Origin of the sequence: Testudinibacter sp. TW-1 (assembly GCF_050613185.1) — a bacterium.
GTDB lineage: Bacteria > Pseudomonadota > Gammaproteobacteria > Enterobacterales > Pasteurellaceae > Chelonobacter.
The window spans coordinates 1310858-1324046 of sequence record NZ_CP192511.1 but is presented as its reverse complement, the minus strand read 5'-3'; the positions used below and the strand labels follow the sequence as shown (position 1 = coordinate 1324046).

Genomic DNA, 13189 nt, shown 5'->3' with positions numbered 1-13189 from the left:
TCGTTAGGCGTTGAAAAAGAATTTTGTATGTAACAGGCTTGAAAAACTCAAGCCTGTTGTCCGTATGATCAATAACGTCGGATTACCAACGGAAGTGAGCAAACGCTTTGTTAGCTTCGGCCATACGGTGAACGTCTTCACGTTTCTTAACCGCTGCGCCTTTGTTGTCTGCCGCATCGGATAATTCGTTGGCTAAACGTAATGCCATTGATTTATCACCGCGTTTGCGAGCTGCATCGACGATCCAGCGCATACCTAAGGCATTACGACGTACCGGGCGCACTTCAACCGGCACTTGATAAGTTGAACCGCCAACGCGACGAGATTTAACCTCTACGGTTGGACGCACGTTTTCCAATGCGATTTCAAAGGCTTCCAAATGATCTTTACCGGTACGCTCGGCTAATGTATCCAGCGCATTGTAAACGATTTTTTCAGCGATAGACTTTTTACCGTCTACCATTAATACATTGATGAATTTTGCAAGTAGTTCTGATCCGAATTTAGGATCTGGAAGGATCTTGCGTTGACCAATTACACGACGACGTGGCATGGCATTTCTCCGTTTTTTTCTTCAGGTTACCCAAAACTCGTTGACTGGAGTTATGGTTTATATTGTTTGTTTAAGCTAAATATTAACGTTTGGCCTTACTTAACGGAGATCCATTAAGCTTTAGGTCTCTTAACGCCGTATTTAGAACGCGCTTGTTTACGATCTTTAACGCCTGCGCAGTCTAATGCGCCGCGAACGGTGTGGTAACGCACACCCGGTAAGTCTTTAACACGACCACCGCGGATAAGCACAACGCTGTGCTCTTGAAGGTTGTGCCCTTCGCCGCCGATGTATGAGGTTACTTCGTAACCATTGGTTAAACGAATACGGCATACTTTACGTAATGCAGAGTTCGGTTTTTTAGGTGTAGTTGTGTACACACGGGTACACACGCCACGTTTCTGCGGGCAAGCCTCTAATGCAGGAACGTTGCTTTTTACAACCTTTTTAACACGCGGTTTGCGTACTAGCTGGTTGATAGTTGCCATTAAAAAAGCTCCAGTTTATTAATATTATTCATAAAGAATGTAAAAGTTAATTCCACCCAATAATAGAATGGACGCAGAATTTTAGACCTTAGGGGGGAGAAAGTCAAGGATTAGCGCACGATCGGCTGATCATTTTCTGCACACGATCTAAACCGTACGGCCAAACCGCACTTTGCCTGCTTTTGGGATGTTTAACGTGCCAGTTGCGGAAAATAGCGTTCGGTCAGACTGACCCATTCGGGCAAACTTAAACTGTAAACCGTCAAGTGCGGTGCGAACTGCGTTATATCCAAATTACGCGCGGCTAAATCCTGTTGCAGCACATAAATAGCCGCGCGACAGCCGTGCAACTGCTCGGCGTATTTGCTTAACGCCCATACGCCGTCTTGCCAAAACAGCAACGCATCGGCGGCGGTTGCCGCTTGGGCGTATTGCCCTAACAACTGCGAATCATAATTGGTTTGCGAAAAAGTATAAAGCATTGGAGTTAATCCTACATTAATTAAAACGTCAGCACTTTTTCTGCCGTTGCCAGTTTTTGCAGCAATTGTTCAAGCGGTAAAACTTGTGTTGTGATAAGGCTATGTTCACTGCTTAAATTCAGCCGTTGCCACGCTTGTTGTGCCGAATAGCGCTGTTCGATCTCATACAAATCCAACAACTTAAATGCGCTCAAGTGGTCTTTTTGTAACAGCAAGTGCGGTTGTTGCGGCAATAAATTCAGCACGCCGTCTTCGATAAAAAAAACGCCAATGTCTGTTTCAGCAACAAAGGCGCTTGCCGCCAACAATGCGTCCAAGCCTTCACGGCTGGCGGAAGAAGCAAAGGGGGCTTGAGTAAACACCACTGCCAGTTTCATAACGTAATCACCCTGTCGGCTTCCAGTACCGCACGGCTAAATTCGCCCAGCCCGGCGATTTCAAACCCGTCGGCCAAATTATTCTGCATGCCGTCAACCGCACTTTGCGGCGCAACCACGCCACGTCGCTGTGCCGCCGCCACGCACAGATTCAACCGCACTTGCTGTTGTTTTGCCAAGGCTTGCCATTGTGCCAACAGATTGGGTTCGTCATTTGCCGGATAGCTGAAAGCATTGCCGTTAGACACGCCCTCTCGGTAAAAAAAGATTTGGCTTAATTGATGTCCGGCCGCCAGCAGCGCTTGCGCCAGTTGTAAGGCTAGGGCCGAGCCTTGTCCGCCGTATAGCGGTTGCGTGACTTGTAACACGTAGCGCATTACAGCTCCGTTTCGTCCTGTTTAATTTGACGGATATACAGATAAACCGTGTGGCGCGAAATATCCAATCGTTCTGCCACTTGATGAATCGCGTCTTTAATATCAAAAATACCTTTTTCATACAGTGAGATGACGATTTGTTTATTTTTGCTGTTATTCGCCACGCTGACATCCGCGTTAATTTCCTCAATGGTATATTCCACCGTCTGCGCCACCAAATCTTCTACCGAATTGGCAAAATTGACCGCCGAGGATAATTCTTGCTGGGTATCGGTCGGCACAAAGGTTTGCAGCACCTGTGACAACGGCGCATCCAGATTTATATTGATACACAACAGCCCGATAATCCGTTTGTCTGCATTGCGGATGGCAATCGTCACCGACTTCATCAATACATTGCCCTTCGAACGGGTGAAATAAGGTTTGGACACATTGTCGGTCTGCATGTGGTGCAACGAACTGAGCGCCAAATCGGTGATCGGTGAGCCGACTTTGCGATTGGTGTTGTGTCCGTTGGCAATAAAAATCGCCGAACGCTGTAGATCTTCCAATGAGTGCAACACGATTTCACAATGCGAGCCAATCAATGCCGCCAAGCCGTCAACCACGGCACGGTAAGATTGTAAAATTGCCTGATCTTGTTCTGTAAAAGGTCGAGTATCCTGTACCATATCAAATTGTGGATTTAAATAACGCAGTGAAAACGACAAGACTACCGCACTTTACGGTAGTCTTGCAAATAATGGCTTATTGTTTTGCCGCTTTAGTCACGTCCAACAATTCAATGTCGAAGACTAAAGTCGAATTTGGCGGGATATTGCCGGTCGCGTGGCTGCCATAACCCAATTCCGCCGGAATGACCAGCTCAATTTTGCCGCCTTTTTTGATCAACGGAATCCCTTCGATCCAGCCGGGAATCAATTGGTTCAATTGAAATTCAATCGGCTCGCCGCGTTTCACCGAACTGTCGAACACTTCGCCATTAATCAGCTTGCCTTCATAATGGACTTTGACGGTGTCTGTCGGTTCAACGGTATCCCCTTCGCCGGCTTTCTCAATACGGTATAACAATCCGGATTTGGTGCTTTTCACGCCGTCTTTCGCGGCAAATTCCTTACGGAACGCTTCGCCTTTGTCTGCGTTTTCTTTTGCCGCTTGCGCTTCTTTTTCCGCAACCACTGCGCCCAGTTCTTGATCCAATTTACGCAATTGTTGTTCCAATTGCTGATCATTCAACTTGCTTTTGCCTTCTAAAGTCTGTTTTAAACCTTCGATAATTTGAGCCTGGTCATACGCAATCAGCTCTTTTTGCGAATCAACGACTTGTTGAATATTTTTTCCCATTAATACGCCGAGCGCATAAGATGAATCTTCAACGAATTTCGGCTCTTTTAAGGTTTCGCCGGCTGCCAAGGCAGAGGCGGAAACCGCACTTGCGATGAATAATGCGACTACCGATAATTTCTTTTTCAATAACATCTTGGTTTTCCCCTTTTAGTCTGGAGTGGTTAGATAAATCATCCTATACTATATATTCGTTGCCGAATAGGTTAAAGTACATTCTTTCCGTATATAAGGTCAATTTTTATAAAAATCAATATGCCGTCACTGAATAAATTACAACAACAACTTGCCGAACTGGAAGTCAAACTGACCTTTCAAGAAGGCACTATCGAAGATTTGAATCAAGCGCTGATCGAGCAACAATTCATTATCGACCGTTTACAACAGCAAGTGCGGTTATTAGCCAGAAAACTGACCGACTTGCAACCGTCGAATATCGCCTCGCAAGCGGAAGAAACCCCGCCGCCGCATTATTAGACAGGCTGCGGCACTTTCTCTTCGACGATTTTCACCGCCCCTTTGGCAATCATTCTTAACTGTAAAATCAAGCGCTGTTTTAAGGCTTCCCGTTCTTTATTATTCATATCCAGCGCGTGCGAGCCGGCGGTAAACACAATCGTCACCATTCCTTCCGCTTGTACATACGCCAAATAGCGCGAATCGCTGTCCTGTACCACGATATATTCGGTCAGCTCGGCGACAAAATGTTGAATTTCACGCGCTGCGGCGGTACGAAATTCTTGTGACGTACCAGAACTTTCGCGCAGCAGCAAACGGAACATATTCGGGCGTTCATCAATAAATTCAAAAAAGGTTTCCACGGAAATCACAATCACGCTGCCGCCGCGTTCGATTCGCTTGCGCGCCTGCCGCATTAGCTGGCGCAAAATCAAACCGGCTTCGTCCACCATGGTTAAACCGAGCTCGTCCATATCGCGAAAATGACGGTAAAACGACGTCGGCGCAATCCCGGCTTCGCGCGCCACTTCACGCAGACTGAGGTTGGAAAAACTTTTTTCCGCGCTCAACTGATTAAACGCGGCATCAATCAACGCCCGTCGGGTTTTTTCTTTTTGTTGCGCTCGAACGCCTGCCATCGTTAAATTCCTATTGCTTATTCGGATAATCGCGGCGCAACCGCACTTTGAATGATTTTCGCAATTCGCTCATAACGGGTGCGCAGCGGCGAGCCGGGACGATAGGCTAAAATCACACTGCGATACGGTTCAGGATCGCTAAACGGAATATATTCCACCCCTTGGCGGCTGCCTTCGTTAATAATCGCCAACTTCGGCATTAAAGTCACGCCGGTATTGGCGGCAACCATATTGCGCAGCGTTTCCAAACTGGTCGCTTGGAAATGGTTATTTTCACGCGCCCCGGCCGTAAAACAATAATCCAACGTCTGTTCCCGCAAACAGTGCCCGTCATCCAACATTAAAATTTCTTGATCTTTCAATATGCTTAACGGTAAATCCACCGCACTTGCCCACGGATGTTTCGGCGAAACCGCCAATAACATTTTTTCTTTAAACATCGGCACTTCGATAAAGTTACCCGTTTCCGGCACCTGTGCCAAAATCGCACAATCCAACTGCCCCATTTCCAATTTTTCCAGCAGCGTTTGGGTTTGCGCTTCGTATAAATAGAGTTCTAAATCGGGAAAATCCTGCTCTAACATTGGCAACATGCATGGTAACAGGTAAGGTCCTAAGGTTGGGATCACGCCAATATGCAGCGGTCCGCTCATTTCCTTGCCTTGATTACTTGCCATTTCGCGGAAGATTTGCACTTCGAGCAAAATTTTACGCGCCTGCTCCACCAATAACAGCCCGGATTGGGTGAACAATACTTTGCGGCTGGTACGCTCCAACAGTAAAATGCCCAGTTCATCTTCCAATTTACGGATCTGTCCGCTTAATGTCGGCTGGCTGACGTGACAAGCGTCAGCCGCTTTGCGAAAATGTTTATGTTCCGACAACGCCACCAAATATTCCAAATCCCGGATATTCACAATAAGCCTCTACGATTGATTCATCTGATAAAAAATGTGAGTTATTATAATCCATTCCTGTGCATTCCCCGTCAACTTTTTACGCAAAATAAGCCCAAAATCGCGCTTATTCGTTATTTATGCGACAAAATCGACAGGAAATCGCGCTAATCCTCGCCGTAACGCTGACAATTCGTGCCAACAATGATAGGATTAATCACTCTTTCAGCAACCGAACATGATGAAAATGAAAAAAATAATCCGTATTGCGACCCGTCAAAGTCCGCTTGCCTTATGGCAAGCCAACTTTATCCAATCCCGTTTACAGCATTTGTATCCCGCCCTGACGATTGAATTGATTCCGATGGTCACTAAAGGCGATATCATCTTGGATACGCCGTTGGCAAAAATCGGCGGGAAAGGTTTATTCGTCAAAGAATTAGAACTGGCGCTACTGGAAAACCGTGCGGATTTGGCAGTACACTCCATGAAAGACGTGCCGATGGAATTCCCGCCAGGATTAGGCTTGAGCGTGATTTGCGAACGGGAAGATCCGCGTGACGCCTTTGTCTCCAACCGCTATACCGCACTTGAGGATCTGCCGCCAAGTGCGGTGGTCGGCACCTCCAGTCTGCGCCGACAAGCGCAACTGCAAGCCCTGCGCCCCGATTTACGGATTAAATCGCTGCGCGGCAATGTCGGCACCCGCTTAAGCAAATTGGATAACGGCGATTATGATGCGATTATTCTGGCGGCTTCCGGTTTAAAACGTTTAGGCTTGAACGAGCGAATCCGCTCGCTGATTCCGGCGAATCAATCGTTGCCCGCCGCCGGACAAGGTGCGTTGGGGATTGAAACCCGCATTGACGATGACCACATCAACCAGCTGTTACAGCCGTTACAACATTTGCCAACCCACTATTGCGTCACGGCAGAACGCGCGATGAACCGCCGTTTACAAGGCGGCTGCCAAGTGCCGATTGCCGGTTTCGCCCAAATTCAGGAAGCGCAGCTATTTCTAAAAGCCTTGGTTGCCAAGCCTGACGGCAGCACGATTTTACGCGCCGAAGGTAAGCGTCCGATCGCCGAAGCCGAACAGCTGGGCATTGAAATCGCCGAGCAATTATTGGCGCAAGGCGCCGGCGAGATTTTAAACGCGATTTATCACGCTTGAGGAGGAGATCCGATGGCGGTTTTAGTTACTCGCCCCGAACCGAATGGCGAAGCCTTATGCCAATTGCTAAACCAGCAGGGATTCGCAACCTTGTACGCCCCCATGTTCGGCATTGAAAAAGGAGCGGATCTCAACCGTCTGCCACAGCAATTGCAGAACCTGCAAAGCGGGGACTATGTCTTTGCCGTCTCAAAAAACGCCATCCGGTATGCCGATCAAGTGTTGCGTAATGTCGGCTTGCATTGGCGCAGCGATTTGCATCACTTCGCCGTCGGGCGCCGCAGCGCCGAATATCTGAGCAGCATGATAGAAAGTGCGGTGCATTATCCCTATCCGGAAGAAAACAGCGAAGGCTTGCTCACCCTGCCATTAATGCAACACTTAACCGATAAACAACTTCTTATCCTGCGCGGCAACGGTGGACGGGATCTACTGCGGCGGCAGGCAAGTGCACGCGGCGCAAAAGTTGAAATATTGGAATGTTATCAACGAATCGCCAAAGAATATGATAATATTCAACAGATTAGCATTTGGAAACGCGCCGGAATCAACACGATTGTGGTCACCAGTAACGAAATTTTGCGCTATTTAGTGGAATTTGTACCAAAAAATGACCATAATTGGTTGACTCAATGTCATTTGATTACGATTAGTCCGCGTATTACCCGATTGGCACAAGACTGTGGCTGGCAAAATATTACCCAGACCAACCGTGCGGATAATGCTTCGATTTTGGAAGCGCTATTGTCATTGAAACACGAATTGAACGAGCAAAGGTAGGATAAACATGAGTGAAAAACAAACGCTTGACAACCATGCAGACTCAAAGCAACATTCCGCGGCGGAACAAAGTGCGGTTTCGTTAGATACAACTGCGACTGAAACGGTTTCCGAAGCCAAAGAAAAGCAAAGTTCATCGGCAACCGACTCGGCTAAAACCACCAAAACGGCAAGCAATGCTAAAAAAGCGGCGGTTAAACCTGTAACGAAACCCGAAAGCAAACAACCGACGGACGATGAAAAAACCACATCCGCCGCACGTGAAAAACCACACTCTGCGACCACGGCAACGCCACCGACTAAATCCGGCGGCAAAGGCTTGTCCTTATTTGCCATCCTGATTGCGTTAGGCGTCGGTGCCGGCGGCTATTTTTGGGGCAACCAGCAACTCAGCGCATTGCAACAGCAAGTCGGTACGCTTTCAGCCGAATTGGCAAAATTACAAGCACAACCCAGCACAAGTGCGGTTCAACCAGTAATGCAAGACAATAGCGAAGCGGTCAAAACCGCTTTGCAAAGCCAGTTTGCCGAATTACAAACCGCGCAAGCAAATGCGCGACAACAAACCCAGCGTGAAATTCAACAGCTGAGCGCCGCTCTGGATCTGCAAAAAACGGAAAACAGCGAACTGCGTAACCAATTAAATAAATTAAGTTTTAACAATAAGACGGAAGCGAACGATTGGCTGATGTCGGAAGCCGATTTCCTTCTGACCAATGCCCAGCGGAAATTAGTGTTAGATAACGACATCGACACCGTCGTATTGCTGCTACAGGAAGCCAACCAAACCCTGCAACAAGTTTCGACCTCACAAGCCTTATCGATCCGTACGGCGATCAGTAATGATTTGGCGCAATTACAAACGGTGAACGATGTTGATCAAGATCTGATTATGTCGCAACTCAGCTTGTTGGTATCGCAAGTGGACAATTTGAAAGTCTTGGCACTGAATCCGGCAAATAAAGCCAACACGGAAGTGAGCGATTCGATTGACGATTGGCAACAAAATTTAGAAAAGAGCGCCTCCTCGTTCCTTTCCCACTTTATCCAAGTACGGAAAAAAGATCCGAATCGTCCCGAATTCTTAGCGCCGGATCAAGATATCTTCTTGAAAGAAAATATCCGTCTCAGCTTGCAAGTGGCGTTGATAGCCGTGCCGCGCCAACAAAACGAAGTGTATAAACAATCGTTAAATTCGGTTGCCAGCTGGATTCGCAGTTACTTTGACACCGACGATTTCTCGGTTCAACAGTTCCTGCAACAAGTGGATCAACTGAAAGAGCAATCCATTTATGTCAATGCGCCGCAGCAATTAAGCGCATGGCAGGCAATCGGCACCGTTTTGAACCGCGATTACCGCACATTAGGACAGTTTTCCAACACAAAAGCACAGGAAAAAAGTGCGGCGGAAAGCCCGAAAAAGGTAACGGATAGCACGCCTGAGCCGGCTGTTAATACGGAAGAGGACGGAGATAAGAAAGCGCAATCGCCGGCTGAAAGCGAACAGACGAATACCCCTGCCGCAACCACTCGGCAGGAAAGTCGTGCGAATGAAACCGCAGGCGACACAGCGGCGGCAAATGACCACAGCCCATCCGCGCCGGAAAACGAAGCGGCACCGTCTGTCCCAGCCGCGCCGGCTCAAGAAACCTCAGCACAATAATAGGAGCAACCGCTATGTTTAAAGTTCTCTTTTTAATGCTGATTTTGCTGGCAGGCTTGGTTGCCGGACCTTATCTTTCCGGCAAACAAGGCTATGTGTTGATTTCGACCGCCAATCATGACATCGAAATGACCATTCCGACCTTGGTGATTTTGTTTGTATTGTCTCTGGCAGCGGTCTATCTGATCCAAGCGGCAATTTCCCGCTTCTGTAGTCTGAACAAAAGCACCTACGGCTGGTTTTCCCGCCGCAAACGCCTGAAAGCGGAAAAACAAACCCTTGCCGGTTTGATCAAAATGGACGAAGGCGACTACGCCAAAGCGGAAAAATTGATCGGCAAAAATGCCAAACACGCCACCGAACCGGTGCTCAATTTCATCAAAGCGGCGGAAGCGGCACAGCAAAAAGGCGATGAGTTCAGCGCCAATAAATACCTGATTGAAGCGACCAAACTTGCCGGTAACGATAATTTGGTAGTCGAATTGTCACGCACCCGTATCCTGCTGCAACAAGGCAAACTGTCCGCCGCCCGTAGCTCAATCGACAGCCTACTGCTGCTCGCTCCGTATAATCCCGAAGTCTTGCGTTTGGCAGTGGATATTTACCTGCAATCCAAAGCTTACGCCTCATTGGATGAGTTATTCGGTCGGGTGGAAAATAAATTGAATTACAGCCGTGAAAAACTGCTGCAATTACGCCATCAAATCGAGGACGGCTTACAGGATGAAAAATTGAACGAGGAAGGCGTTGACGGGCTGTTGGCTTGGTGGCAAGAACAAAGCCGTAAACGTCACAATGATATCTATGCCAAAACCGGGATGATAACACGCTTGATTGCGGCGAATGATCATGAATCCGCTTACGAATTGGCACTGGAAACCGTGAAAAAAGTCGAAAGCAAAACCGAACGCTTGGCGCTGTTGCAGCAGCTACCGCACTTGCAATTTACCAGTGACAATAAGCTGGTTAAGATACTGGAAAAACAACTCGCCGCCAGCAATGACGAAGAACTCAAACTCGCTTATAACCGCGCCTTAGGTTACTTGGTATTGCACAAAAACGAGTTTCAACAAGCCAAAAGATACCTTGATAAGGTGTTGCAACACCCTCTGACGGCAAAAGCGGAGGACTATACCGTTGCCGCTTATGCTTATGAACAGCTAGGCGACAGTATCGAGGCGCAACGCATTCGCGAAAAGGGCTTCCAACAATTGATTCGAACCAAACAGCCTGCGGCAATCACACAAGCCTAATCCTATTCAGCCCCGTCCACAGCGGGGCCGATTTTTATCACCTCAGCAGTAGCGCTTGATTCCCCCTTCCACGCCGTTCGGACTAAACAACACTTGCCATAATTGAATATCTCTGGCGCGGAAAGCGCCGGCACAACAATTCAGATAGTAAGTAAACATGCGCTTGAAGCGCTCATCATACTTTCCGCTCGCTGCCAATGATGGCCATGCCCGGCAGAAATTCTCGTACCATGCCATTAACGTCTTGTCATAATCACTGCCGAAATTATGCCAATCCTCCATAATCAAATGTCGCTCTGCGGCTTGCGCAATCTGTTGTACCGACGGCAAATTGCCATTCGGAAAAATATATTTATTAATCCAGCCGTCAACTTTATTCGACGTGATATTCGAACCGATCGTATGTAACAAAAAAATGCCGTCCTGCTTTAATGCACGGGCGACAATCTTAAAATAGTCCGCATGATTTTTAGGCCCGACGTGTTCAAACATTCCCACCGAGACCACCCGATCATACTGCCGTTGTATATCGCGATAATCCTGCAACAAAATCTCCACATCCAGCCCTCGGCAACGCTGTTGTGCCAGAATTTGCTGCTGCTTTGAAATCGTGACGCCGGTCACCTTAACGCCATAGTGCTCCGCGGCATACTTTGCCAAGCCACCCCAGCCGCAGCCGATATCCAGCAGGGTCATTCCGGCTTTTAAGCCTAATTTTTCACAAATCATGCGCAACTTAGCCGCTTGTGCCTGCTCTAAATCCGCGGCATTCGCCCAATAGCCGCAGGAATATTGCATATTGCCGTCTAACATCTTTTCAAAAAGATCATTGCCTAAATCATAATGTTCACGCCCTACAATCCAAGCCCGCCGGCGTGACTGCATATTCGTGCCGCGCATTAACAGGGCATGAATCACATCCGGAATACTGGCAGGCAGTACACGATCAGCGTGGCTACGTAATAATTGATAAAAAAACTGATCAAGCCGCTCACAATGCCACCACCCGTCCATATAACTTTCCCCCAGTCCGATGGAGCCAAATTGAACCACCCTGGCATAAGTCTGGGGATTATCGATCTGAATATCATAGGGCTGGGAACCATTCGCCGTGATCCCGGCGTGTTCTAAAATACGGCTAACAATCTGTTTACTACGATCTTGACGTCTCATGCTCACTTCCTTATCGACTGGCTGGGTAAAAGAGATCTTATGATATAGTTTAAACAGCATTCATTAACACGCTTTAGTATCAACTAAATCGCCCAAGAATATGCTTTTATTCAAACAAAAATAGAGAGGCGCAAAGTAACGCATAAAAAAACGGTTTGTTATCACTAACAAACCGTTTCGCTCAGCTTATCTCGAGCTGATTAAAGAATAAACCGGCTCAAATCTTCATCTTCGACAATATCGCCCAGTGCGCTAACAACATATTGCGCGTCGATAGTCACGCTTTGACCGGACATTTCGCTGGCATCGAATGAGATTTTATCCATTAAACGCTCCAACACGGTGTGCAAACGGCGTGCGCCGATGTTTTCGGTTTTTTCATTCACGCGGAAAGCCGCTTCGGCGATTTTCGCCACCGCATCCGCAGTGAAATCCACATTCACGCCCTCGGTCGCCATTAACGCTTTATATTGCTCGGTTAAAGACGCATTCGGCTCCGTCAAAATGCGCTCGAAATCTTTACTGCTTAACGCGCTCAATTCCACCCGAATCGGCAAACGCCCTTGTAATTCAGGGATTAAATCCGACGGACGCGCCACTTGGAACGCCCCGGAGGCGATAAACAGAATATGATCGGTTTTCACCATGCCGTGTTTGGTGTTAATCGTACTGCCCTCCACCAACGGCAACAAATCCCGCTGCACCCCTTCGCGCGACACATCCGGACCGGAGCTTTCGCCGCGTTTGCAGATTTTATCAATCTCGTCGATAAACACGATTCCGTGCTGCTCAGTCGCTTCAATCGCTTTCTGTTTCAACTCTTCCGGATTAATCAATTTCGCCGCTTCGTCTTCAACCAGAATTTTCAACGCATCTTTGATCTTCATCTTGCGTTTTTTGGTCTGCCCGCTCGACAGATTTTGGAACATCGACTGCAACTGATTGGTCATCTCTTCCATGCCGGGAGGCGCCATGATTTCAACGCCGACCGAAGCCGCCGCCACATCAATTTCAATCTCTTTTTCGTCCAACTGCCCTTCACGTAGTTTTTTGCGGAACACTTGGCGCGTGCCGCTCTGTTTATCGCTTTCTTCTTCCGCGCCCCAACTGTTTTTCGCCGGCGGCAACAGAATATCCAAAATGCGATCTTCCGCCATTTCTTCGGCACGGTAACGGTTTTTGTCAATTTCGGTTTGGCGTACCAATTTCATCGCCACATCGGTCAAGTCACGGATAATCGAATCCACTTCCTTACCGACATAACCGACTTCGGTGAATTTGGTCGCTTCCACTTTGATAAACGGCGCATTCGCCAATTTCGCCAAACGACGGGCAATCTCGGTTTTCCCCACGCCGGTCGGACCGATCATCAGAATATTTTTCGGGGTGACTTCATGGCGCAGCGTATCATTCAACTGCATTCTGCGCCAGCGGTTACGCAGCGCAATCGCCACCGCTCTTTTGGCAGCATTTTGACCGATAATGTGTTGATCCAATTCGGATACAATCTCGCGCGGAGTCATCTCAGACAT

16 protein-coding genes are annotated in these 13189 nt (G+C 48.0%); 5 read left to right on the top strand and 11 right to left on the bottom strand.

Annotated elements, in window-relative coordinates; all coding sequences use genetic code 11:
* Positions 1 to 82: 82 nt before the first annotated feature.
* The 7 genes from rpsG to fkpA form a co-directional block, all read right to left on the bottom strand.
* A complete protein-coding gene (rpsG, locus tag ACQ31U_RS06400; protein WP_431054226.1) occupies positions 83 to 553 on the bottom strand; it encodes a 30S ribosomal protein S7 in 471 nt (156 codons plus the stop codon).
* Positions 554 to 666: 113 nt separating this feature from the next.
* Positions 667 to 1041, bottom strand: coding sequence for a 30S ribosomal protein S12 (gene rpsL, locus ACQ31U_RS06395; RefSeq protein ID WP_034616415.1), 375 nt, complete (start codon positions 1039 to 1041; stop codon positions 667 to 669).
* Positions 1042 to 1232: 191 nt separating this feature from the next.
* Complete coding sequence (locus ACQ31U_RS06390) at positions 1233 to 1523, bottom strand: DsrH/TusB family sulfur relay protein (RefSeq protein ID WP_431054225.1); 291 nt, start codon at positions 1521 to 1523, stop codon at positions 1233 to 1235.
* 20 nt (positions 1524 to 1543) lie between these two features.
* Positions 1544 to 1900, bottom strand: coding sequence for a sulfurtransferase complex subunit TusC (gene tusC, locus ACQ31U_RS06385; protein ID WP_431054224.1), 357 nt, complete (start codon positions 1898 to 1900; stop codon positions 1544 to 1546).
* Positions 1897 to 2277: a sulfurtransferase complex subunit TusD gene (gene tusD, locus ACQ31U_RS06380; protein ID WP_431054223.1), complete on the bottom strand. Its 381-nt coding sequence runs from the start codon at positions 2275 to 2277 to the stop codon at positions 1897 to 1899. The genes tusC and tusD overlap by 4 nt, the downstream gene beginning before the upstream one ends.
* A complete protein-coding gene (locus ACQ31U_RS06375) occupies positions 2277 to 2948 on the bottom strand; it encodes a helix-turn-helix transcriptional regulator (RefSeq protein ID WP_431054295.1) in 672 nt (223 codons plus the stop codon). Before ACQ31U_RS06375 ends, tusD begins: the two co-directional genes overlap by 1 nt.
* Positions 2949 to 3024: 76 nt before the next feature.
* On the bottom strand, positions 3025 to 3756 hold the full coding sequence (gene fkpA, locus ACQ31U_RS06370; RefSeq protein ID WP_431054222.1) for an FKBP-type peptidyl-prolyl cis-trans isomerase: 732 nt from the start codon (positions 3754 to 3756) through the stop codon (positions 3025 to 3027).
* A gap of 120 nt (positions 3757 to 3876) precedes the next feature.
* Between fkpA and ACQ31U_RS06365 the strand changes: the two genes are divergently transcribed.
* Complete coding sequence (locus ACQ31U_RS06365) at positions 3877 to 4098, top strand: SlyX family protein (RefSeq protein WP_431054221.1); 222 nt, start codon at positions 3877 to 3879, stop codon at positions 4096 to 4098.
* On the opposite strand, the gene fabR is transcribed toward ACQ31U_RS06365, so the two are convergent.
* Together fabR and oxyR are read right to left on the bottom strand one after the other, a co-directional pair.
* Positions 4095 to 4718 (bottom strand): HTH-type transcriptional repressor FabR, encoded by a 624-nt coding sequence (fabR, locus tag ACQ31U_RS06360; RefSeq protein ID WP_431054220.1) that lies wholly within the window; start codon positions 4716 to 4718, stop codon positions 4095 to 4097. The genes ACQ31U_RS06365 and fabR overlap by 4 nt on opposite strands.
* A gap of 17 nt (positions 4719 to 4735) precedes the next feature.
* Entirely contained in the window at positions 4736 to 5635 is a 900-nt protein-coding gene (gene oxyR, locus ACQ31U_RS06355; RefSeq protein WP_431054219.1) for a DNA-binding transcriptional regulator OxyR, read from the bottom strand.
* 226 nt (positions 5636 to 5861) lie between these two features.
* Between oxyR and hemC the strand changes: the two genes are divergently transcribed.
* The 4 genes from hemC to ACQ31U_RS06335 are packed head-to-tail and all read left to right on the top strand — an operon-like array spanning position 5862 to position 10484.
* On the top strand, positions 5862 to 6788 hold the full coding sequence (gene hemC, locus ACQ31U_RS06350) for a hydroxymethylbilane synthase (protein WP_431054294.1): 927 nt from the start codon (positions 5862 to 5864) through the stop codon (positions 6786 to 6788).
* Positions 6789 to 6800: 12 nt separating this feature from the next.
* Entirely contained in the window at positions 6801 to 7568 is a 768-nt protein-coding gene (locus ACQ31U_RS06345; protein ID WP_431054218.1) for a uroporphyrinogen-III synthase, read from the top strand.
* Between the two features lie 7 nt (positions 7569 to 7575).
* Positions 7576 to 9231 (top strand): uroporphyrinogen-III C-methyltransferase, encoded by a 1656-nt coding sequence (locus tag ACQ31U_RS06340; RefSeq protein ID WP_431054217.1) that lies wholly within the window; start codon positions 7576 to 7578, stop codon positions 9229 to 9231.
* A 14-nt stretch (positions 9232 to 9245) separates the two neighbouring features.
* Complete coding sequence (locus ACQ31U_RS06335; protein ID WP_431054216.1) at positions 9246 to 10484, top strand: heme biosynthesis HemY N-terminal domain-containing protein; 1239 nt, start codon at positions 9246 to 9248, stop codon at positions 10482 to 10484.
* Between the two features lie 42 nt (positions 10485 to 10526).
* Here ACQ31U_RS06335 and cfa read toward each other — a convergent pair whose 3' ends face one another.
* Together cfa and hslU are read right to left on the bottom strand one after the other, a co-directional pair.
* On the bottom strand, positions 10527 to 11657 hold the full coding sequence (cfa, locus tag ACQ31U_RS06330; RefSeq protein ID WP_431054215.1) for a cyclopropane fatty acyl phospholipid synthase: 1131 nt from the start codon (positions 11655 to 11657) through the stop codon (positions 10527 to 10529).
* Between the two features lie 200 nt (positions 11658 to 11857).
* Positions 11858 to 13189: an HslU--HslV peptidase ATPase subunit gene (gene hslU / locus ACQ31U_RS06325; RefSeq protein WP_431054214.1), complete on the bottom strand. Its 1332-nt coding sequence runs from the start codon at positions 13187 to 13189 to the stop codon at positions 11858 to 11860.